Consider the following 21,757-nt stretch of genomic DNA (forward strand, 5'->3'; position numbering starts at 1 on the left):
CAATAGCGCTCCCAGGTGACCGGCACCACGCCAGGGCGACGCCGGTTCGATCAGCCGATGCGTTCGATGACCAACGACGTCGCCGCCGGGGCCGTCGGCGCGATCCGCACCGCGTTTGCGGCCTCGGTCAGCGCGGCCGGAATCCGCGTCGCGTCGTCGGCGCGCAGCTCGTAGAGCGGGTCACCGGCCCGCACCTCGTCCCCCGGCCGCTTGTGCAACACCACACCGGCCGGCACGCTGACCGGGTCCTCCTTGCGCGCCCGACCCGCGCCGAGCCGCCACGCCGCAACCCCCATGGCGTACGCGTCGACGGCCGCGACGTACCCGTCACGCTCGGCGCGGACCACCTCCACCTCGGCAGCCGTTGGCAGCGGCGCGTCCGGGTCACCGCCCTGCGCCCGAATCATCGCCCGCCAGGAGTCCATGGCCCGGCCGTCGCGCAGCGCCGCAGCCGGATCGGCGTCCGGCAGACCGGCGGCGTCGAGCATCTCCCGGGCCAGTGCGAGGGTCAGCTCCACCACGTCGGCCGGTCCACCACCGGCCAACACCTCGACCGACTCGGTCACCTCGACCGCGTTGCCGATCGCCAGACCGAGCGGGGTGGACATGTCGGTGAGCAGGGCTACCGTCCGCACCCCGTGCGCACCGCCCAGCTCGACCATGGTGCGCGCCAACTCGCGGGCCTGGTCGACGGACTTCATGAAGGCGCCCGAGCCGACCTTGACGTCGAGGACCAGCGCCCCGGTGCCCTCGGCGATCTTCTTGCTCATGATCGAGCTGGCGATCAGCGGGATCGCCTCCACGGTGCCGGTCACGTCGCGCAACGCGTACAGCTTGCGGTCGGCGGGGGCGAGCCCGGCACCGGCCGCGCAGATCACCGCACCGACCTCGTCCAGCTGGGCGATGAACTCGTCCTTGCTCACCGTGGCCCGCCAGCCCGGGATGGACTCCAACTTGTCCAGCGTGCCGCCGGTGTGCCCGAGACCCCGGCCGCTCAGCTGCGGCACTGCCGCGCCACACGCCGCCACCAGGGGGGTGAGCGGCAGAGTGATCTTGTCGCCGACGCCGCCGGTGGAGTGCTTGTCGACAGTCGGCCGGCGTACCGCCGACAGGTCCAACCGCTCACCGCTGGCGATCATCGCGGCGGTCCACCGAGCGATCTCCGGCCCGGTCATGCCGTTGAGCAGGATCGCCATGGCCAGCGCGGACATCTGCTCGTCGGCGACAACCCCCCGGGTGTACGCGTCGACCACCCAGTCGATCTGCGCGTCCGACAGCACACCCCCGTCCCGCTTGGCCCGAATAACGTCAACAGCAGTAAAAGCACTCACCGTGTGGTTCCTTCTCACGTCGTTGCGTTCAGGGCTGCGCCGCCGTGCAGTGCCCTCATGGTCGCGCTCGAACCATGAAGTAGTCCCCTGGCGCGTTGAGGTGGGCACTACTTCCAGGACAACGCCGTTGCGTTATGCGTTAGGGCTGCGGCCGGCAGGTCAATCCTCTGCTGGAGAACGGACTCGTGGTAGATCAACGTGAGCCGAGCAAGAGGACCGCGCCGATCTTGCAGTTTCTGTTGTTGATATGGGTGGATGCGCCCCTTGCGTCGGGACAGGAAGTGCAAGATCGCGGAGCAGGCAGGGCAGCCCTCGCAGTGGCTCACGGCCCTGAGATGTGATGGCTGCGGCCTTGGGATCAACCAGCAGCCCAGCGCACCGGGATCTCCGCAGGCGGTTCACCCTCGCCGGCCCAGAAGATGGTGCCGGTCGCGTCGACCACCACCACCCGTGGTGTCCGGGCCAGGCCCCAGGTAATCGCCTCGGCCGGCTCGTCCCAGCTCGGCGCCTCCTCCAGCACCCCGGTCTCGGCGCCGACGTCGTCTCCGGCCGACCGCTCCCAGTACGCGGTCCAGACCTGCTGCCCGGCGGACATGTCCGGGTGCACGAAGACGGTGCCGCGCCCCCGCCAGGCGGCCAGTCGCTCCGGCACGACCGGCACCGGCGTCTCCCCGGTGACGGCTTCCAGGTCCTCCACGCCGAAGGCGTGCGGCAGCAGCTCGGCCATCCGCAGCGGGCGGGTCCTGCTCTCGATCAGGCACTCCGGCCCGCCGTGTTCCCAGAGCAGCTGCCGGCAGCGACCACACGGCATCAGCGGCTCACCAGTGGCGTCGACGCAGGAGAGCGCGACGAGCCGACCGCCGCCGGTGGCGTGCAGGCTGGAAACCACTCCGCACTCGGCGCACAGCGTCACCCCGTACGCGGCGTTCTCCACGTTGCAGCCGACCACGATGCGGCCGTCGTCGACCAGCGCGGCCGCGCCGACCGGAAACGTCGAGTACGGCGCGTACGCGTGCCGCATCGCGTCGGTGGCAGCGGCGCGCAGCCGCGCCCAGTCAATGTCGGTCATGCCACCATTCTGCCCAAGTAGCCCAGGTCAGAAGTGGGCAGGGCCGGATGCACGGGCAGCCTTCGGAAACTCGGCCGCGCCACCGCACCCGCTCCGGTGATTTAGTTCGGGTCCCGGCTCCGAACCGCGCGGTGCCGAGGCGCCGCCGGGAAGCATCTCGACGAGACCGCGCACTTCACACGCTGCTAAGGACCGGACTATCTTCGATACGCACTCACGCTGAATAACTTGCCGCACACTTTCGGTGAGCAGCGCTGGGCAACCCCGAGAAGCATGCCGATGAGATTAAGCAGGGAATGAGGAGCCATGGGCAGCGTGATTGCAGGGCGGGTTCATCCTGGCTACCCAGACTGATGGCTCGGTGGTCGCCCACCTTGACCACCAGGTGCGAGCACAGATAGTCAACAGCGCCGATGCCCTTGCTACCCTCCAGGCGACGTGGGAGGTGGTCAGAGGCGAGGCCCTCTCCCGCCGGCAGTCACTCGATCTGATCAAGGAAGCGGCGCAGACATGGACATGACCGGTGCCAGGTGGCACAAGTCAACTCGCTCCGGCTCCAATGGCGGGTCGTGCGTAGAGGTGGCCGACAACCTGCCGGACGTCGTGCTCGTGCGCGACACCAAGGACCGCGATGGCGGCGTCCTTCTCTTCAACCCGCAGACGTGGCAGTCGTTCGTCGGCCTGGCCAAGCAGATCGGGCCGCTCGGCTGACCCTGCAACAGCCGGGAGGAGGCTCGCCAGCCGACGGTCACTGGTGGTCTTCGTTGTCTGCACAGCTGCGTTCACCGTGCGCCACGTTCAGGCGTACCCCTGGGAAGGGCTGGATGGGCGCGAAGCGTGCCCGGCGGGAGGCCCGCCGGGCACGGCTCAGGCGTCAGCCCTTGATGTACGGCTTGCCGTCGGCGGCCGGTGCCCGGACCCGGCCGACAAGCCCGGCGACCGCCAGGATGGTCGCCAGGTACGGCAGCATGGCCAGGAACTGGCTGGGGATCGAGCTGCTGATCGCGCCCAGGTAGGTGGCGAGCTGGTCGGCGAACCCGAAGAAGAGCGCGGCGAGCAGCGCGCCGGTCGGGTTCCACCGGCCGAAGATCAGCGCGGCCAGGGCGATGAAGCCCTTACCACCGATCATGTTCTTGGTGAACGAGTAGAGCGCCAGCGTGTAGGACGCGCCGCCGATGCCGGCGACCACGCCGGCCAGCAGCACGTTGCGGTAGCGGACCCGCAGCACCTTGACGCCGAGTGTGTCGGCGGCGATCGGGTGTTCGCCGACCGAGCGGGTCCGCAGCCCCCACCGGGTGCGGAACAGCCCGATGTGGATCACGAGCACCAGGAGCAGCCCGAGGTAGAGGAAGATGTTGCCGCGGAACAACGCCGGACCGAGCACCGGGATGTCCTTCAGCAGCGGGATCTCCCAGTTGCTGAAGCGGGGCGCGCTGTTGTACTTCGCGGCGTCGGTCTGCATCAGCCGCTCGTAGAGGAAGCCGGTGACGCCGACGGCCAGCAGGTTCAGCACGATGCCCATGACGACCTGGTCGACCAGGTAGCGGATGGCGAAGACGGCCAGCAGCAGCGAGATGAACGCGCCGCCGATGGCGGCGGCGACCAGACCCACCCACACACTGCCGGAGATGCTGCCGAACAGGGCCCCGCTGAACGCGCCCATCAGCAGTTGGCCCTCGATGGCCACGTTGACCACGCCGGACCGTTCGCAGAGCACCCCGGCGAGCGCGCCGAAGATCAGCGGCAGGGCCAGGATGAACGTGCCCCTGATGATGTTGACCAGCGGCATGAAGTTCTGCCCGGCCGGCGCGGCGGAGACCTGCCAGCAGAGGAACGACAGCACGAAGGCGACCAGCCCGACGCCGAGCACGGGAAGGAACCACCGCTTCGGCACCCCGGCGAGCAGCGCCGCGCCGGCGGCGATCGTGATGATCCCGAACAGGATCGCCCCGATCGTGCCGTTGATCTCCAGTGCGGCGCCGGCCGCGTCGTCGCTGAGCGTGAACCGGGCCTGCTGGTCGGTGGCGAGCGCGCCGAAGAGCACCGCGGACAGCAGGCCGAGCGCCAGCAGCGTGAGACCGACCTTCCGGCTGCGGGTCCAGAAGCCCTCGTCGACCGGGGCGACCGCGATGTCGGGGACAGCCATGGTGGACATGAGTTACCAGCCCTTCGCCAGGCTCGTCTGCAACCGGGCGGCACGCGCGGCCCGGAGCTGGAAGATCGCCTTCACCAGGGCCGGTGCGGCGATGAAGATGACGATCAGCGCCTGGAGCACTGTCACCAGCTCCAGCGAGATCCCGGAGTACGACTGCATCCGGTTACCACCGGCCTGCAGCGCACCGAACAGCAGCGCGGCCAGCAGCACCCCCCAGGGCTTCACCCGCCCGAGCAGCGCCACCAGGATGCCGTCGAAGCCGATCTGCGCGACCACCAGCGGGGTCAACGCGCTGGCTGTGGAGCCGAGCACCATGTTCGAGCCGCCGAGGCCGGCCAGGATTCCGGCGAAGACCATGATCAGGATGTACGTCCGGGTGACGCTGATGCCGGCGGTCCGGGCGGCGTCCGGGTTGGCGCCGACCGCGCGCAGCTCGAAGCCGAGCGTCGAGCGGTTGAGCAGCCAGGCGACCGCCCAGGTGGCCAGCACGGCGAGCAGGATGCCGGCGTGCACCCGCAGGTTGTCGCCGAGCAGTCGGGGCAGCTGGGCGGAGGTGTCCACCGCCTTGCTGATCGCGTCGGTGCGGTTCGGGTCCTGCACGCCGTTCTGCACGATCAACCAGGTGAGGAAGTACGTGGCGACGTAGTTGAGCATGATCGTGTTGATCACCTCGTGCGCGCCGGCACGGGCCTTGAGGATGCCGGGGATGAAACCCCAGATCGCTCCACCCAGCGCGCCGGCCAGCACCGCAACCAGCAGGTGCAGGCCGGGCGGCAGCGGCAGCAGGAAGCCGGCCAGCGCCGCCATGATCACGCCGATGGTGGCCTGGCCCTGGGCGCCGATGTTGAACAGGCCGCCCCGGAAGGCCAGCGCCACCGACAGACCGGTGAAGACCAGCGGCGCCGCGTAGGTCAGCGTCTCCGAGATCGGCGCGAGCACTGCCTGCCAGCCGTTGGCGCCGTCCAACCAGCCGGAGAACGCCTCGGGGTCGAAGATCGAGCCCTTGAACAGGTTCGCGTACGCCTCGCTGACGAGCGTCCAGCTGGAGTTGATCGCGTCGGACGGGCGCGAGGTGATGTACGAGTAGGTGGAGAGGACATCGGGATCAGAGATGATCATCAGCACCGCGCCGACCACTATCGCCAGCACCAACGACAAGAGGGTCACAGTGAAGGTGTTTGCCGCCCAGAGGTTGTCCAGGAAGAACCGGCCCAGACTCGGCTTCGGCTCAGGCTCGGGGCCCGGCTTCGCCGCCGAGCGGTCCGGCTCGGTCGCCACCTCGGCGCGTTCGGTGTTGCCGAGCGCGTTCTGCGCGGCCTGCGCCTCGCTCGCCGGCTCCTTGTCCGGGGAGCCCGACTGCGGGTTGGGGTTGGTCATGCCTCGTCCTCGCTCGCGGGGCCTGCATCGCTCGCCGGGCCCCCGTCGGCCGCTGCGGGCTTGTCGGCGGCGGTCGCCGCACCGGGCTTGTCGGCGGCGGGTGCTGCGACGGCGTCGTGGGCCTCGTCCGGGCTGATGCCGGCCATCAGCAGGCCGATCTCCTCACGCGGGGTGTCCGGGCCGACGATGCCGATGATCCGGCCGCGGTACATCACAGCGATCCGGTCAGCCAACCCGATCACCTCGTCGAGTTCGCTGGAGACCACCAGAACGGCGGTGCCGATGTCCCGTTCGCGGATGACCTGGCTGTGGATGAACTCGATCGACCCGACGTCGACGCCACGGGTCGGCTGGGCGGCGATGAAGAGCTTCAGCGGCCGGGACAGCTCCCGGGCCACGATCACCTTCTGCTGATTGCCGCCGGAGAGGGTGCCCACCGCCGCGTCGGCCGATGAGGTGCGAACGTCGAACTGCTCGATCCGCTCCTTCGCGGAGGCGGCGATCGCGTCCGGCTTCAGCGCGAGCCCGGCACCGAACGGCGGCCGGTCGTAGATGTCCAGCACCAGGTTCTCCGCGACGCTGAACTCCTTGATCAGGCCGTCCACGCTGCGGTCCTCGGGCACGTAACCGACGCCCGCCCGGAGCACCTTCTTGGGCTTCCAGCCGTTGATCCGGTCGCCGGCCAGGCTGATCGTGCCGGCGAGCGCCGGGCGCAGGCCCATGATCGCCTCGATCAGCTCGGTCTGACCGTTGCCCTGTACGCCCGCCACGCCGAGCACCTCGCCCGCGCGTACGGTCAGGTCGACGCCGTCGACAGCGCGGATCTGCCGGTCGTCGTCGACGACCAGCCCGGACACCTCCAGCACCGGGTCGCCCGGCGTGGCCGGGGTCTTGTCCACTGTGAGCCGGACGTTGCGCCCGACCATCAACGCGGCCAACTCGTCCCGGCTGGCCTCCGGCGAGGCGGTGCCGACGGTCTTTCCGCGTCGGATCACGGTGATCCGGTCGGCGATGGCCTTGACCTCGCCGAGCTTGTGGGTGATGAAGACGATCGACTTGCCGGCCGCCTTGAGCGACCGCATGACCGTCAGCAACTCCTCGGTCTCCTGAGGGGTGAGCACGGCGGTCGGCTCGTCCAGGATGAGCAGGTCGACGTCGCGGGTGAGCGCCTTGACGATCTCGACGCGTTGCTGGATGCCGACCGGCAGGTCCTCGATCACCGCGTCCGGGTCGACCCGCAGGTTGTAGCGCTCGGACACCTCGGTGACCTCGCGCCGGGCCCGCCGCCGGTCCAGGAAGCCGGCGATGCCGCCCCTGATCTGTTCGGCGCCGAGCATGATGTTTTCGGTGACGGTGAAGACCGGCACCAGCATGAAGTGCTGGTGCACCATGCCGATCCCGGCCCCGATGGCGTCGGACGGGCCCTTCAGCTTGAGCGGCTTGCCATCGACCAGGATCTCGCCCTCGTCGGGCTGGTAGAGCCCGTAGAGCACGTTCATCAGGGTCGACTTGCCCGCGCCGTTCTCGCCGAGGAGGGCGTGAATCTCTCCAGGCTCCACCGTCAGGTCGATGTGATCGTTGGCGACCAGATCACCGAACCGCTTGGTGATGCCGCGCAGTTCGAGTCTCAGCGCAACCTCCTGGAGTGCGAGCGATGGTGCAGCCTAGCTGCCGTCGTACCGGCCGGACCGGACCGGCCGCCGTGGTGCGCGATCGGCCGCTCCGACCCCGCGGGGTGTCCGCAGAGCCAGAGCGGCCGATCGGTTCGTACCTGTCCCCCGCCGGCCCTCCGATGATCTCACCGGAGCGGCCGGCCGGTTGTCACTTGGTCGGCTGGGCCTTCGAGGTGACGGTGATGGTGCCGGCGGCGATGTCCGCCTTGATCTTGTCGACCTCGGCCTTCAGCTCGGCCGGAACCTTGCTGTCGAAGTCGTGGTACGGGGCGATCGAGACACCGTTGTTGGCCAGGGTGCCGACGAAGCCCGGCTTGGCCTCCAGCTTCTCGCCACCGGCGGCCTTGACCACGGCCTCCTTGACGGCCTCCGGGATGTTCTTGACGACCGTGGTCACGATCGCCGAGCAGTCCGGAGTGCTCTCGCAGCCGTCGACGTCCACCCAGATGGTGCTGTACTTGCCGCCCGAGGCCTTGGCCGCGGCGGTGGTGCCGAGGCCGGAGCCGCCGGCGACCGGCATGATGATGTCCGCGCCCTGGGCGACCAGCGCGTCGGAGACCTTCTTGCCCTCGTCCTGCTTGTCGAAGGCGTTGGAGAAGGAGCCCTTCTGGGTCTCCTTGTTCCAACCCAGCGCCTGGACGTTCTTGCCCTTGGCGGTGTTGTAGTGCTTCACGCCGTCGACGAAGCCGTCCATGAAGATGGTCACCGGCGGGATCGGCACGGCGCCGTAGGTGCCCACCTTGCCGCTCTTGGTCATCCCCGCAGCCAGGTAACCGGCCTGGAAGGCGGCCTGGGCGGTGTCGAACTGCATCGGGTAGACGTTGGCGTCACCCGGGTTGGCGTCGACGATGCCGAACTGCTGGTTCGGGTTCGCCTTGGCGATCTTTGAGGTGGCGTCGCCCATCAGGCCACCGACCGCCAGGATGAAGTCGCACTTCTGGTTGACGAACTGCGTCAGGTTCGGCTCGTAGTCGGCCTCGGCCTTCGACGCGACGTACTTGATGTCGATGTTGTCGTTGGCGGCCTTGGCCTCCTGCAGACCCTTCCAGGCCGAGGCGTTGAACGACTTGTCGTCGATGCCGCCAACGTCGGTCACCATGCAGGCGCTGAACTTCTTGGCGCCACTGCCGGCGTTGTTGTCATCCTTGGGGGCCTCGCCACAAGCGGCGGCGGTGAGCGCGAGCCCACCCACCGCGAAGATCGAGGCGATCCGCATCCCACGCACCGAGCGCAAGACGTCTCCTTCCCATTGCACACCGCGCCTTGTGCGGTGGCAGCCCATCAGCCGACCTGCGGGTGTGCCGCCGGCTGTCCCACGTTACGGACGGGAGCGTACGCCCGCGTCCACCCACCGGCCGACAATCGTGCACGACTGTTGAGCGCCTGTTACCCGGGTGTAACCCTTGCGTGGGGCAAGTCACTCTTCGTGCTGGTAATCAAGCGCCACGGCGTCCGCAACGTCCGTTTTCTGGAGGCGTTTTCCTCCTCGGACGTTACCGCCAAAAGACCGCGACCGCCGCGTTGACCAGGGTCAGACCGACGATCGCGAGGAAATGACCGCGGTTGACCACGTCCCGCTTCCGGGAGAAGAAGACCATGACGAAGATCAGCAGGGCGATCACCAACTTCGTCACAAGTTTTGCCGGTGCCGGCTCGTCGCCGTCGCGCAGCGGCGCGGCGAGGCCGAGCCCGGTCAGCAACTGGATCACCGCGCCCCACAGCATGGCCGGGTTGATCCGCAGCCGACCGCTGGCGTACTGGGCGATCGAGCCACCGAGCAGCAGGGCGAACCCGATCAGATGGACGTAGAGAAGGATGAGTCTGAGAGCTTCCACGCTCGCCATACTTCCCTATGAACGACGGATTGTAGTAGAGGGAACCGCCGACGAGCGCGGATCAGTCGATCAACCGGCCGCTGCAGGTCGGCTCGTCTCAACCCTTGACGGCTCCCGAGGTCAGCCCGGAGACGATGTAGCGCTGGAGGAACTGGAAGACCAGCACCGTCGGGATCGCGGTCAACAGGGTGCCGGCCGCGAAGATGCCGAAGTTGGTGTTCCGCTCGCCGCCCTGCAACATGCCTCGCATGCCGACCGCGAGGGTCTTGGCGTCCGTGTCGGTGAGGAAGACGCTCGCCATCAGGAACTCGTTGATGGTGTTGATGAAGGCGAGCAGCCCGGTCACCGCGAGGATCGGCGCCACCAACGGCAGCATGATCCGGAAGAAGACCTGGGCGTGTGAGGCGCCGTCCACGGTGGCCGACTCGTCCAGCTCCCGGGGCAGGGTGTCGAAGAAGCCCTTCATCAGCCAGGTGTTCACGCCCAGCGCGCCACCCAGGTAGAGCAGCATCAGACCCCACGGGGTGTTGAAGCCGATGGCCGGCCACAGGTCGGTGATCGTGCCGAAGATCAGGAAGATCGCAACGATCGCCAGGAACTGCGGGAACATCTGGATCAACAGCAGTGACAGCAACCCCACCCGTCGCCCCTGAAACCGCATCCGGGAGAAGGCGTACGCCGCGAGCGCGGAGAGGAAGACCGAGGCGAACGCGGCCCCACCGGCGATGAGCAGCGAGTTCAGAAACCAGTCAGCGAACCCGGTGCGCGCGAACAGATTCCCGAAGTTCTCCAACGACACCCCGCCGGTCGGCACCAACTCGGTGGACGACAGGGTGCCGAGCGGATTGAGCGCCGCCGAGACGACGAACACGAGTGGAAAGAGACTGAACAGCACGCCGAGCAGGCCGACCAGGTGCCGCCAGCCGACCTCGGCGAACCATCGCTTCTTCCGCTTGCCCGCGTTGCGGTCGACCGCCGCCGGGCCGTTCGCGCCGCCCGTGACGGCGGCGCCGGTGAACATGGTCATGCGTACACCTCCTCCTGTTGGCGGGTCCGCCGGAAGCTGACCGCCGACACCACCGCGACGATGGCGAAGATGAACAGTGAGATGGCCGCGGCGAAGCCGAACTGTGCGGCCTGCCCACCGAACGCCAGCCGGTAGGTGTAGGTGATCAGCAGGTCGGTGGCGCCGTTGCTGGGGTTGTCCGCCGGGAACGGCGCGCCCTCGGTGGTCAGGTAGACCGCGTTGAAGTTGTTGAAGTTGAACGCGAACGACGAGATCAGCAGCGGCGAGAGCGCGACCAGCAGCAGCGGCAGGGTGACCGCCCGGAACGACTGCCAGCGCGACGCCCCGTCGACCGAGGTGGCCTCTGTCAACTCCCGTGGGATGGCCTGTAGCGCGCCGGTGGCCACCAGGAACATGTACGGGTAGCCGAGCCAGAGCTGCACCAGGATCACCGCGGCGCGGGCCGACCAGTCCTGCCCGAACCAGTCGACGCTGAGCCCGAACAGATTGTTGATCAGCCCGAAGTCGGTGTTGAACATGTCCCGCCAGACCAACAGCATCGCGAAGGACGGCATGGCGTACGGCAGGATCAGCAACATCCGGTAGAGGTTGGTGCCCCGCATTCGGGGCGAGTGCAGCGCCAGGGCGATCAGCATGCCGAGGATGAACGTGCCGCCGGTGGAGCCGATGGCGAAGGCGAAGTTCCAGATCAGCGTGGCGAGGAACGGCCCGGAGATCCGCTCGTCGGTGAGCACCCGGGTGAAGTTGGACAGCCCGACGTTCACCTTCCAGCCCTGGGCCAGCCGCTCGCCGTCGGCGGCGACGAACGCGCCGACCTCGCCGTCCGCGGTCCAGGTCTTGCCACTGTCGCTGTCCTTGACGCAGTCGCAGCCGGCCTCGTACGCCCGGACGGCCTTGCCCTCGTACGCCCGGGACAGGCCGGACGAGCGCAGCGCGCCTCCGGCGGTCGGCACCACCAGGTCCGTGATGTCCTTGCTGCGGGCGCTGGCCTGGCCGAAGTTCAGCACGGTGTAGCCGTCGGCCGCGGTGACCTTTCCGCCGGGGCCGACGGTGGCCGCGCCCGGATCGAGCGGACGCAGGCCCCCGGCGTCGCCGACGGAGACCGTGTCGGTTCCTGGCTTGGTGATCAGGAAGACCAGGGCGCCGGTGGCCGGGTCGCCCTTGGTGGCGACCGACAACGGGTACTGGGTGGACCCCGGGACCTGCTTGACCGACGAACTCTGGATCGCGACGATCGCGTCGTCCTTGCTGCCGCGGTGGCCGTCGCCGAAGTTGGTGAAGGCCGTGCTCGCGGTGTAGAGCACCGGCACGACCTGGAAGGCGATCAGGAAGAGCGTGCCGGGGATGAGGTACTTCGCCGGGACGTGCCGGCGGCCCAGGTACAGATAGAACAGTGCGGCGGTGGTCAGCACCAGCACCGCCAGCCCGACCCACTTCTCGGCCGCCACGAGCGGGAAGGCCGCCCAGATCGCGATCCCGGCCACCAGGCCGAGCAGGATCACCTTCGCGGCGAGGCCGGCCGCGGTGATCGGCGCGTGGTTCCGCGCGGTACGGGAGGTGCGCGGGGACCCGGTGCGGACGGGCCCCCGGCCCGGGGCCTGCTGGGCAGGCCCCGGGCCGGACAGCGGTGTGCTCATTACTTGATCGAACCGGCGATCGTCTTGCCGGCCGCGGTAACCGTGCTGGTCGGGTCGGCGCCGCCGATGACGGCGGCCTCGGCCTTGCCGAACGGGTCCCAGATCGCGGCCATGGCCGGGATGGCCGGGAGCACCTGGCCGTTCTTGCCGGCCTCGATGAACTTGGCCAGGTCCGGGTCGCTGCTCTTGACCTGGTCCAGCGCGGCGGTCAGCGCCGGCGGGCGCGGGTCGGCCTGGTAGAGCGCCACGGCCAGGTCCGGCGTGGTGACGTAGTTGGCGACGAACTCCTGGGCGAGAGCCTTGTTCTTGCCCTTGGCCGCCACGTAGAACGACTGGACGCCCACGAACGGCGCGGCCGTCTTGCCGCCGGCGAAGCCGGGAACGGCGGAGACGTCGTACTTGATGCCGGCCTTCTTCACGTCGGCGGTGGCCCAGGGCCCGGAGACCAGGAAGGCGCACTTCTTGCCGGTGAAGGTGGCGGTCGAGTTGGTGTCGGCGATCGAGCGCTTCAGCACGCCCTCGCCCTTCTCGCCGAGCGCGGCGATCTTCTTGAACGCGGCGATCGACTCCGGCTTGCCCACGCCCAGGTCCTTCGGGTCGTAGTCGCCGTTCGCGGTGGTGCCGAAGAGGTAACCGCCGGCCGAGGTGTACAGCGGGTAGATGTGGTACGCGTCGCCCTTCTGGCCGACCTGGAGGCAGAGCGTCTCGGTGACCTTCTTCTGCGCCTTGAGCTGCTTGCCGGTGGCGACCAGGTCCTCGATTGTCTTCGGTGCCTCGGGGGCCAGTTCGGTGTTGCGGATCAGCGCCAGGTTCTCCTGGGCGTAGGGCACGCCGTAGAGCTGGCCGTTGAACGTGACGGCCTTGACGGCGGTCTCGTTGAAGGCGGCCTTCTGCTCGTCGGACAGCTGCACCGGGTCGATGGCGCCGTTCTGGACCAGGTTGCCGATCCAGTCGTGCGCGCCGATCACCACGTCCGGGCCGCCGCCCTGGCTCGACACGGTCAAGAAGTTGTTCTGGAGGTCCTCGTTCGGGACGGCCTGGACCTCGACGGTGACGCCGTTCTCCTGGCCGAACTTCTCGGTGAACGGCTTGAGGGCGGCGGTCCGCTTGTCGTCCGCCCAGATCACCAGTTTGCCGCCGGCGGCCTTGGGGGTGTCCTTCGCGGCCGGCTCGTCGCTGTCGCCGCCGCAGCCTGAGGCGGCGAGCGCCAGGGCGAAGAGGGCGACCACACCCGCGGTACGGATGCGCATCGGTGCTCCTGTCGTCATGGCGGGTCGCCGGGGGAAGGGCGGGCCCGCCAGTGGAAACCTCTGGAAGTTCTTGCCAACCGGCGCATGGATGCTGCGCCGCTGCTCTCGCATGTTGCGGGGACGTTAGCAAGACGTTGCAAGTTATGGAAGGGCTTGCAGAGCACTCCGCAAGAACTTGCCGGTGGGCTAAAGTGCCGCCATGCGCGCTCGACTGTCCGACATCGCCCAGCAGGCCGAAGTCAGCGAGGCCACGGTGTCGCGGGTGCTCAACGACCGCCCCGGCGTGGCCCCGGAGACCCGGCAGGCCGTCCTCACCGCCCTCGACGTGCTCGGGTACGAGCGCCCGGCCCGGCTGCGTAAGCGCAGCGCAGGCCTGGTCGGCCTGGTGGTGCCGGAGCTGGACAACCCGATCTTCCCCGCCTTCGCCCAGGTCATCGAGTCCACACTGGCGCAGAGCGGTTTCACCCCGGTGCTCTGCACTCAGACCGCCGGCGGCGTGACCGAGGACGAGTACGTGGAGATGCTGCTGGACCGGCAGGTTTCCGGGATCGTCTTCGTCTCCGGCCTGCACGCCGACACGGCCGCCAACCACGACCGCTACCGGGCGCTGCTCGCCCGGCCGTTGCCGGTCGTGATGATCAACGGGTACGTGCCCGGCATCGGCGCGCCCTTCGTCTCCTGCGACGACCGGGAGGCGGCCGAACTGGCCGTCGCCCACCTGGTCGCGCTCGGGCACCGCCGGATCGGCCTGATCACCGGCCCGGACCGGTTCGTCCCGGTGCAGCGCAAGGTGGCTGGCTGGCGCTCCGCGATGACCCGGCTGGCCGGCGTCGCCGAAGCCGACCTGGGCCCGCTGGCCGAGCTGTCACTGTTCGGGGTGGAGGGTGGCGAGGCGGCGGCCGGCCGCCTGTTGGACCGCGGCGTCACCGGCGTGGTCTGCGGCTCCGACCTGATGGCGCTCGGCGCGATCCGGGCCGCCCGTCAACGCGGCCTCGACGTCCCCGACGACCTCTCCGTGGTCGGCTATGACGACTCCCCACTGATGGCCTTCACCGATCCGCCGCTGACCACCATGCGGCAGCCGGTCACCGCGATGGCGGTGGCCGCCGTCCGCGCCCTGGTGGACGAGATCAACGGGCACGGCGCCCCGCACTCGGAGTACCTGTTCCGCCCGGAGCTGGTGGTGCGCGGCTCCACAGCTGTCGCGCCGACCTCCGCACGCCTCTCTTACGCAAGATCTGCTTGACTCTTGCAGCGGCGGGCCGGCATATTGCTCGAATGATCAGCACCGCCACCCCGCCGCACGCCACCGACGACGACTGGTGGCGCTCCGCGGTCGTCTACCAGGTGTACGTCCGCAGCTTCGCCGACAGCGACGGCGACGGCACCGGCGACCTCCAGGGCATCCGGCAGCGCCTGCCGTACCTGCGCGAACTCGGGGTGGACGCGCTGTGGCTCACACCCTTCTACACGTCGCCGATGATCGACGGCGGGTACGACGTGGCCGACTACCGGGACGTCGACCCGATGTTCGGCACCCTCGCCGACTTCGACGCGATGATCACCGACGCGCACGCCCACGGCCTGCGGATCATCGTCGACCTGGTGCCCAACCACACCTCCAGCGCGCACCGCTGGTTCACCGCCGCGCTCGCCGCCGGCCCCGGCTCACCGGAGCGGGCCCGTTACCTCTTCGCCGACGGCAAGGGCACCCACGGCGAGTTGCCCCCGAACGACTGGGAGAGCATCTTCGGCGGCCCCGCCTGGACCCGGATCGCTGACGGTCAGTGGTATTTGCACCTGTTCGACCCGTCGCAGCCGGACCTGAACTGGCGTCACCCGGAGGTCCGCACCGAGTTCGAGGACGTGCTGCGGTTCTGGCTGGACCGGGGCGTCGACGGATTCCGCGTCGACGTGGCGCACGGCATGATCAAGGCGGAAGGGCTGCCGGACGTCGGCTTCAGCACGGCGACCACCGGCCAGCGCCAGGTCGAACTGCTCGGCAAGGGCCGGCTGCCGTACTTCGACCAGGACGAGGTGCACGAGATCTACCGGGCCTGGCGGCCCATCCTGGACAGCTACCCGGGTGGCCGGATGGCGGTCGCCGAAGCGTGGGCCGAGACACCACAGCGCCTGGCCCGCTACATCGGTCCGGACGAGTTGCACCAGGCGTTCAGCTTCGACTTCCTCGACGCCACCTGGTCGGCCGACTCGTTCCGCAAGGTGATCGACACCGCGTTGGCCGAGGCGACAGTGGTCGGGGCGCCGACCACCTGGGTGCTGTCCAACCACGACAAGCAGCGGCACGTCACCCGGTACGGCGACGGCGTCGAAGGGCTGCGCCGAGCCCGGGCCGCCAGCCTGCTGATGCTCGCCCTGCCCGGCTGCGCCTACCTCTACCAGGGCGAGGAACTGGGCCTGCCGGAGGTCCTCGACCTCCCCGACGAGCTGCGCCAGGATCCGGCGTTCCTGCGCACCGGCGAGAGCCGCGACGGCTGCCGGGTGCCCATCCCGTGGAGCGGCGAGCTGGCCCCGTACGGCTTCGGACCGGCCGGCAGTGAGCTGAGCTGGCTACCCGCCCCGGCGCTCTGGCAGGCGCTGTCCGTCGCGGCGCAGACCGGCGTGTCCGGCTCGACCCTGGAGCTGTACCGGACCGCGCTGCGGATCCGCCACGTTCATCCCGCGCTCGCCCTCGACGCCGACGGGTTGACCTGGCGGGAGAGCGAGCCGGGCGTGCTGGCCTTCTCCCGCTCAGCCGGCGCCTCAGTGCTGACCTGCGTGGTCAACTTCAGCGGCGCGCCGGTCCTGATCGACGGGTACGGTCAGCCGCTCGTCGCCAGCGACGAGCTCACCGAACAGGGCTCCGGCCAGCTGCTGCCAATTGACGCGGCAGTCTGGTTGGAACGGCGCTGAACGGGTAACTCGTTCTCGACCTGGTCGTTCGTCGTGCCCCGCGCCGGCGGGCGACTGGGCTACCGGCCCCTTGTGGTGGGGGGTGAGGTGCCACCGGCGCCGCGCGGAGTCCGCTCCGCGTGGCGCCGGTGTCCGTGTGCCGCCGGTGGTTAGACCCGCAGATGTCACGGGTACCGCATTGGGCACCATTACTACGGAGGTGACCCCATGGTGGTACGGATCGCCCAGTGCACGCTCGACGTCGAGGACCTGGACCTGATGGTCTCGTTCTGGTCCGCGGCGCTCGGCTACGAGGTCGAGAAGGGCGACGACGGCAGCGCCAAGCTCTGGCCGCCGGGGCAGCCGTCCGCCGCCGCGCCCACCGTGTGGTTGCAGGGCTCGGGCACCGCCAAGCGGGGCAAGAACCGGCTGCACCTCGACCTGGTCGCGGACACGGACCCCCAGTCCGAGGTACGGCGGCTGGTGGGCCTCGGCGCGCGGCAGGTCGACGTCGGGCAGACCGGAGCCGAACAGTTCACGGTGCTCGCCGATCCCGAGGGCAACGAGTTCTGCGTACTGGACCGCGCGCCGACCCGCTGACGTCTCACTTCGCGGTGAGCAACGCCGCGATCCGGGTGAAGCCGGCGCGTACCTCGGCCTCGTCCGGCGCTTCGGCGGGCTCACCGTGGCCGGCCTCGTCGGCTGCCGCGTCCAACTCCTCGTCGATCACGTCCTCGAAGTCCCCGTACAGGTCGGCCCCCTCCACCTGACGGGCCTCGTCCTCGGCGGCGACCTGCGCGGCGGCGATCTCACTGCGGATCTCGTCGGCGGACAGCGCCGGCAGCAACGGCTCCACCACGGCCATCAGCTGCTCCTCGGCCACCACCGCCTCGGCCAGGGCCAACGCGTGCGGTCGCTCGTACGGCCCGCAGACCACCGGCTCCCACTCGTCGAGATCGCCGAGCGGACCGAAAGTGATGATCCATGGCAGGCCGAGGAGCGGTGAGTCCGCCGGCAGGTCCAGTGTCATGAGTGCGCCCACCGGCTCATCATGGTCCGCGAACGCGAGCGACGACGCCGTTCTGCTCAGTTATCGCCCGTCCGACGGTCGATCGGCGGCCGGTCAGCCGGGGCGGACCGCGTCCAGGGCGGCGCGGACCAGGGCGAGCGCGGTGGCCGGCGGCACGCCGAGCCGGGCGGCCTCCGCCGCGTAGCCGGCCGCCGCCCGCTGCAACCGGTCGACGGCGTCGTTCCGCCCGGGGGCGACGAAGGTGCCGTTGCGCCCCCGGGTCTTCAACAGCCCGGCCGCCTCCAACTCCCGATAGGCGCGGGCCACCGTGTTCGCGGCCAACCGCAGGTCGGCGGCGAGCTGCCGGACGGTGGGCAGTCGGCTGCCCACCGGCAACCGGCCGTCGCCGATCAGCTCGGCAAGCTGCACGCGCACCTGCTCGTACGGGGGCACCGACGAATCCGGGTCGACCGAGATCAGCACCTGCGCGCCTTCCGTCATCAGCCCGCACCGCCCGGCGCACCGGGGTCGATGCCCTCGTCGACATCCTTCGGTGGGGCGGGGGTTTCCGCCAGGTCCACCACTCGGCCGTTGGTGCTGGTCGCCAGGAGCGCCGCGCCGAACAGCACCAACTGGTTGAGCAGGTAGAGGTACAGCAGCAGACCAACGGCGCCGGCCACCACGGTGTACGCCGGGTTCCGCTCGGTCCGCACCACGTAGTATCGCCCGACGGTGTTCAGCAGCGTGATGCCGACAGCCACCAGTACCACCACCGGGCGCAGCCGGGACCGGCTCATCCGCAGCCGGGGCACTGCCAGCAGCAACGCGGTGGCGAGCACTGTGTTGACCAGCACGCTGAGCACCGCGCTGATGGTGGTCAGACCCACCGACCCGGTGCTGCGCAGCAGGAAACGCAGCAGCGACTCCAACGCGTCCACCGCCGCGACCGAGACGCCGAGCAGCACGAAGATGCCGATCATCACGCCCAGGTCGACGAGCCGCCGCACCACCAGATTGCCCGGCTGCTGGTTGAGCTGGTACATCAACCGCTGCGAGGACCGGATGGCCTCGACCCAACCGATCCCGGTGAAGACCAGGATGACCAGGCCGACCACACCGACAGTGCCGCTGGAGTTGGCGATCTGCTCGGCGTCCAGGAACGGCAGATTCTCCTTGAGGAAGTCGGCCGCCGCCGCGCTGACCTCGTCGTTGTCCTCCAGGATCGCCCCGAAGATGGAGAACGCGACAAGGGCGAGGGCGAACACGGCGAAGAAGCCGTAGTAGGCGATGGCGGCGGCCAATCGGCCGGCCAGCACCTCGCCGTACAGCACCCCGGCCCGCCACACGTGATCGAAGAGCCCCGACCGGTGGCGCGCGGCGCTCACCCAGCGGTCGATGCCCGCCTCGATCTGGCCGATCACGTTCACGCGATCATCCTCGCCGATCTCCCACCGCTGTAGTGGCAACCGGCTCCCGATGCTCGCCGGCCGGCGCGTCGCAGATGCTTCAGGTGCTGACGGTTCGGTTGCCGGCGCTTCAGTTGCCGAGGCAGAAGTCCCGACGCGGCTGCCACCTGGCCTGCCCGCTGTGCGAGAAGAGGGTGAACCCGTCGACCTCGAACATCGCGGAGAAGTCGGCCAGATCCTCGTACACCTTGTCCAGGGCCTCCGGTGCGACGTCCTGAGCCACTGTGACGTGCGGATGGTACGGGAACCGGAGTTCGCGGTGCAGGCCCGGCGCCGCGGCGATGGCCGCGGCCAGCAGCTCGCACTCACTGATCCCGGCGGCCACCGCGACGAACACCACCTGGGTGACCGGACGGAACGTGCCGGTGCCCCGCAGGTGCAGCGTGAACGGCAGGTGCGCGGCGGCTACGGCGGCCAGGTGCCGCTCGACCGCCGGCAGGTTGGCCGTCCGGATCTCAGTGGGCCCGAGCAACGTCACGTGCGCGGGCACCGCCAGCGGATCACCGGCCTCGACCCGCCGCCGGGTGAGCAGGGCACCCCACGGCTCGGGGATGTCCACCGCGATGCCGATCTGGATGGTGTCGCCGGCCGGCGGCACCCCGCCACTGCGATCCACGCTTCGCGCCGCCCCTCCGACCACCGAGCCGTCCACCTGTACCGCGGAGCTACTCGCCGCGCACGGGCGGGAAGAACCCGACCCGCTCGTACGCGGACCGCAGGGTCGTCGCGGCCACCGCACGGGCCTTCTCCGCGCCGGCCGCGAGCAGCTTGTCCAGCTGCGCCGGATCGTCGAGGTAGGCGCGGGTGCGCTCCTGGATCGGCCGGACGAAGTCCGTCACCACCTCGGCCAGCTCCTTCTTCAGATCGCCGTAGCCACGGCCCGCGTACGCGGCCACCAGCTCGTCGATGCCGCGGCCGCTGAGCGCCGAGTAGATGGTCAACAGGTTGGACACACCCGGCTTGGTCTCGGCGTCGAAGACGATCTCCCGACCGGTGTCGGTCACCGCCGAACGGATCTTCTTCGCGGACCGGGCCGGATCGTCGAGCAGGTCGATGATGCCGGCCGGCGAGGACGACGACTTCGACATCTTCGCGGTCGGGTCCTGCAGGTCGGTGATCTTCGCAGTGTCCTTGACGATGTGCGGAGCGGGCACCGTGAACGTCGCGCCGAACAGCGAGTTGAATCGCTGCGCCAGATCCCGGGAGAGCTCCAGGTGCTGGCGCTGGTCCTCGCCGACCGGGACCGCGTTGGCCTGGTAGAGCAGGATGTCGGCGGCCTGGAGGACCGGATAGGTGAACAGCCCGACGCTGGCCCGCTCGTTACCCTGCTTCTGCGACTTGTCCTTGAACTGGGTCATCCGGCTGGCCTCGCCGAAGCCCGTGATGCAGCCGAGCACCCAGGCCAGCTGCGGGTGCTCGGGCACCTGCGACTGGACGAACAGGGTGCTGCGTTCCGGGTCGAGCCCGACCGCGAAGAGCTGGGCGGCGGCCACCCGGGTCCGCTGGCGCAGCAGCGCCGGATCGTGCCCCGCGGTGATGGCGTGCAGGTCCACCACGCAGTAGAACGCGTCGTGGGTGTCCTGTAGCGCCACCCAGTGCCGCACCGCGCCGAGATAGTTGCCGAGGTGGAACGAGTCGGCTGTCGGCTGGATGCCGGAGAAGACGCGGGGCCGGGCGGGAACGTCGGACATGGCGATAATTCTGTCAGCAAGCAACCCGGTCCGTCATGACGGGCCGGCGGGTCGGCTCCGGCCCGCCGGTGCCGGGGTGCTGACCTCGCGTGGTTCGCCCGCGCCGACCCGGCGAGTCGGCCCGACCGCGACCCGGCGGTGCTGCCCCGCCACCGCCTCCCGGGCCGGCTCGGGGCCGCCCGCCGGGACCGACCCGGACTCGCGGCGCCGCTCGGTGCTCTGCTCGGTGGTGCGGGCGGCGGAGACGGCGAGTCGGGCCACTCGGCGGCCGTCCAACGTGAGCACCCGCAGCAGCCAGCCGGCCGGCAGCTCGGCCGGATCGGGTGCGCCGACCTCGGCGGGCTCATCCGGCACCGGCACCTCGTCGCCGGTCACCGGGAGCCGGCCCAGCGCGGCCATGACGAACCCGCCCACCGTCTCGTACGGTCCGGCGGGTAGTGCCACCCCGGTCCGCTCGGCGAAGTCAGCGAGGTTGAGGCGGCCGTCCACCACGGCGGGCAGGCCGGCGTGCACCGGGTCCGGGGTGGCGTCGTACTCGTCGTGGATCTCGCCGATCAACTCCTCGATGAGGTCCTCCAGGGTGATGATCCCGGCCGTGCCGCCGTACTCGTCGACCACCACCGCGAGGTGCTGGCCCTCCCGGCGCATCTCGGTCAGCGCGGCGAGCACCCGTTTGCTGCCCGGGAGCCGCTTCACCTCGCGGGCCAACTCGCCGACGGTGACGCACGGGTCGGTGTCCGGGCGCAGCAGTACGTCACGGAGGTGCACGAAGCCGACCACGTCGTCGTGCGTGCCGTCGGTGACCGGATAACGGGTGTGCGTTTCGGCGCGGACCAGTCGGGCGGCTTCGACGATTGTCAGCCGCGCCGGGAGGAAGACCACCTCGGTACGCGGCATCATCACCTCGCGGATCAGACTGGCACCGGCCACCAGGACCTCGTCGATGATCCGCCGCTCGTCCGGGTCGAGCACCGTGTTCGCCGCGACCAGGTCCCGCAGATCGGCCTCGGAGATGTGCTCCCGGCCGGCCGTCGGACCGGTCCCGAGCAGATCGGTGACGAGTCGGGTGGCGCCATCCGCGGCGCGCACCAGCACCCGGGCGACGGCCCGGGCGAGCGGGCCAGGGTCGCGGCGGGGATGTGCCCGCGCGTGTCGCCGGAGCCCGGTACGGGCCGCTTCCCGCATGACAGAGATGGTAGACACCGTGGGCCCACCACGCCGGGGATCACGCGGAGCGGCGGAGAGATGTTCGGCTCTGTTTAATCATGAGAGATTATGATGGAATGGGCTTGACGGTGGCGACGGCGAGAGCGCCGGCCACCGCCCTAGTGTGATCACCGAAGGG

General features: G+C 69.7%; 19 protein-coding genes and 2 pseudogenes. 5 read left to right on the forward strand and 16 right to left on the reverse strand.

Annotation, left to right across the window (positions count from 1 at the left end; all coding sequences use genetic code 11):
* Window positions 1-50: 50 nt before the first annotated feature.
* Both ABZ794_RS09010 and ABZ794_RS09015 read right to left on the reverse strand, forming a co-directional pair.
* The gene (locus tag ABZ794_RS09010) at window positions 51-1,331 is read right to left on the reverse strand and encodes a thymidine phosphorylase (protein WP_357514937.1); all 1,281 of its coding nucleotides are present in this window, start codon (window positions 1,329-1,331) and stop codon (window positions 51-53) included.
* Window positions 1,332-1,689: 358 nt separating this feature from the next.
* Complete coding sequence (locus ABZ794_RS09015; protein ID WP_210784756.1) at window positions 1,690-2,400, reverse strand: cytidine deaminase; 711 nt, start codon at window positions 2,398-2,400, stop codon at window positions 1,690-1,692.
* Between the two features lie 319 nt (window positions 2,401-2,719).
* On the opposite strand from ABZ794_RS09015, the pseudogene ABZ794_RS09020 reads away from it, so the two are divergent.
* Both ABZ794_RS09020 and ABZ794_RS09025 read left to right on the forward strand, forming a co-directional pair.
* Window positions 2,720-2,920 (forward strand): annotated as a pseudogene (locus ABZ794_RS09020) (Scr1 family TA system antitoxin-like transcriptional regulator); the annotation flags it as partial.
* Window positions 2,917-3,111, forward strand: coding sequence for a DUF397 domain-containing protein (locus ABZ794_RS09025; RefSeq protein WP_210784791.1), 195 nt, complete (start codon window positions 2,917-2,919; stop codon window positions 3,109-3,111). The pseudogene ABZ794_RS09020 and the gene ABZ794_RS09025, both read left to right, overlap by 4 nt.
* Window positions 3,112-3,274: 163 nt before the next feature.
* Here ABZ794_RS09025 and ABZ794_RS09030 read toward each other — a convergent pair whose 3' ends face one another.
* From ABZ794_RS09030 to ABZ794_RS09065, 8 genes are all read right to left on the reverse strand, one after another.
* Complete coding sequence (locus ABZ794_RS09030) at window positions 3,275-4,555, reverse strand: ABC transporter permease (protein WP_210784757.1); 1,281 nt, start codon at window positions 4,553-4,555, stop codon at window positions 3,275-3,277.
* Between the two features lie 3 nt (window positions 4,556-4,558).
* The gene (locus ABZ794_RS09035) at window positions 4,559-5,932 is read right to left on the reverse strand and encodes an ABC transporter permease (RefSeq protein WP_210784758.1); all 1,374 of its coding nucleotides are present in this window, start codon (window positions 5,930-5,932) and stop codon (window positions 4,559-4,561) included.
* Window positions 5,929-7,563, reverse strand: coding sequence for an ABC transporter ATP-binding protein (locus tag ABZ794_RS09040; protein WP_210784792.1), 1,635 nt, complete (start codon window positions 7,561-7,563; stop codon window positions 5,929-5,931). Before ABZ794_RS09040 ends, ABZ794_RS09035 begins: the two co-directional genes overlap by 4 nt.
* A 190-nt stretch (window positions 7,564-7,753) precedes the next feature.
* Window positions 7,754-8,821, reverse strand: a complete 1,068-nt coding sequence (locus ABZ794_RS09045; RefSeq protein WP_210784793.1) for a BMP family ABC transporter substrate-binding protein — start codon at window positions 8,819-8,821, stop codon at window positions 7,754-7,756.
* Between the two features lie 277 nt (window positions 8,822-9,098).
* Window positions 9,099-9,440 (reverse strand): hypothetical protein, encoded by a 342-nt coding sequence (locus ABZ794_RS09050; protein WP_210784759.1) that lies wholly within the window; start codon window positions 9,438-9,440, stop codon window positions 9,099-9,101.
* 97 nt (window positions 9,441-9,537) lie between these two features.
* On the reverse strand, window positions 9,538-10,467 hold the full coding sequence (locus ABZ794_RS09055; RefSeq protein ID WP_357514940.1) for a sugar ABC transporter permease: 930 nt from the start codon (window positions 10,465-10,467) through the stop codon (window positions 9,538-9,540).
* Entirely contained in the window at window positions 10,464-12,104 is a 1,641-nt protein-coding gene (locus ABZ794_RS09060; protein WP_357514942.1) for an ABC transporter permease subunit, read from the reverse strand. The genes ABZ794_RS09055 and ABZ794_RS09060 overlap by 4 nt, the downstream gene beginning before the upstream one ends.
* Window positions 12,104-13,354 (reverse strand): maltose ABC transporter substrate-binding protein, encoded by a 1,251-nt coding sequence (locus tag ABZ794_RS09065; protein ID WP_357514944.1) that lies wholly within the window; start codon window positions 13,352-13,354, stop codon window positions 12,104-12,106. The genes ABZ794_RS09060 and ABZ794_RS09065 overlap by 1 nt, the downstream gene beginning before the upstream one ends.
* 199 nt (window positions 13,355-13,553) lie before the next feature.
* Here ABZ794_RS09065 and ABZ794_RS09070 point away from each other — a divergent pair, with 199 nt between their 5' ends.
* The 3 genes from ABZ794_RS09070 to ABZ794_RS09080 all read left to right on the forward strand — a co-directional run bounded on the left by ABZ794_RS09070 (window position 13,554) and on the right by ABZ794_RS09080 (window position 16,846).
* Complete coding sequence (locus ABZ794_RS09070) at window positions 13,554-14,600, forward strand: LacI family DNA-binding transcriptional regulator (protein WP_210784763.1); 1,047 nt, start codon at window positions 13,554-13,556, stop codon at window positions 14,598-14,600.
* A gap of 32 nt (window positions 14,601-14,632) precedes the next feature.
* Window positions 14,633-16,267 (forward strand): glycoside hydrolase family 13 protein, encoded by a 1,635-nt coding sequence (locus tag ABZ794_RS09075; RefSeq protein WP_210784764.1) that lies wholly within the window; start codon window positions 14,633-14,635, stop codon window positions 16,265-16,267.
* A gap of 207 nt (window positions 16,268-16,474) precedes the next feature.
* Window positions 16,475-16,846, forward strand: a complete 372-nt coding sequence (locus tag ABZ794_RS09080; protein ID WP_210784765.1) for a VOC family protein — start codon at window positions 16,475-16,477, stop codon at window positions 16,844-16,846.
* A 4-nt stretch (window positions 16,847-16,850) separates the two neighbouring features.
* Here the strand turns inward: ABZ794_RS09080 and ABZ794_RS09085 are convergent, their stop codons facing one another.
* From ABZ794_RS09085 to ABZ794_RS09110, 6 genes and pseudogenes are all read right to left on the reverse strand, one after another.
* Window positions 16,851-17,288: a hypothetical protein gene (locus ABZ794_RS09085; protein ID WP_210784766.1), complete on the reverse strand. Its 438-nt coding sequence runs from the start codon at window positions 17,286-17,288 to the stop codon at window positions 16,851-16,853.
* An 81-nt stretch (window positions 17,289-17,369) separates the two neighbouring features.
* Window positions 17,370-17,756 (reverse strand): GntR family transcriptional regulator, encoded by a 387-nt coding sequence (locus ABZ794_RS09090; protein WP_210784767.1) that lies wholly within the window; start codon window positions 17,754-17,756, stop codon window positions 17,370-17,372.
* Window positions 17,756-18,682 (reverse strand): YhjD/YihY/BrkB family envelope integrity protein, encoded by a 927-nt coding sequence (locus ABZ794_RS09095; RefSeq protein ID WP_210784768.1) that lies wholly within the window; start codon window positions 18,680-18,682, stop codon window positions 17,756-17,758. The genes ABZ794_RS09090 and ABZ794_RS09095 overlap by 1 nt, the downstream gene beginning before the upstream one ends.
* A gap of 109 nt (window positions 18,683-18,791) precedes the next feature.
* Window positions 18,792-19,361, reverse strand: a complete 570-nt coding sequence (locus tag ABZ794_RS09100) for a 2'-5' RNA ligase family protein (protein ID WP_210784769.1) — start codon at window positions 19,359-19,361, stop codon at window positions 18,792-18,794.
* 25 nt (window positions 19,362-19,386) lie between these two features.
* Window positions 19,387-20,412, reverse strand: a complete 1,026-nt coding sequence (gene trpS / locus ABZ794_RS09105) for a tryptophan--tRNA ligase (RefSeq protein ID WP_210784770.1) — start codon at window positions 20,410-20,412, stop codon at window positions 19,387-19,389.
* Window positions 20,413-20,643: 231 nt separating this feature from the next.
* Window positions 20,644-21,597: pseudogene (locus ABZ794_RS09110) on the reverse strand (hemolysin family protein); the annotation flags it as partial.
* Window positions 21,598-21,757 lie beyond the last annotated feature (160 nt).

The organism is Micromonospora sp. NPDC047187, from assembly GCF_040643355.1.
GTDB lineage: Bacteria > Actinomycetota > Actinomycetes > Mycobacteriales > Micromonosporaceae > Micromonospora > Micromonospora salmantinae.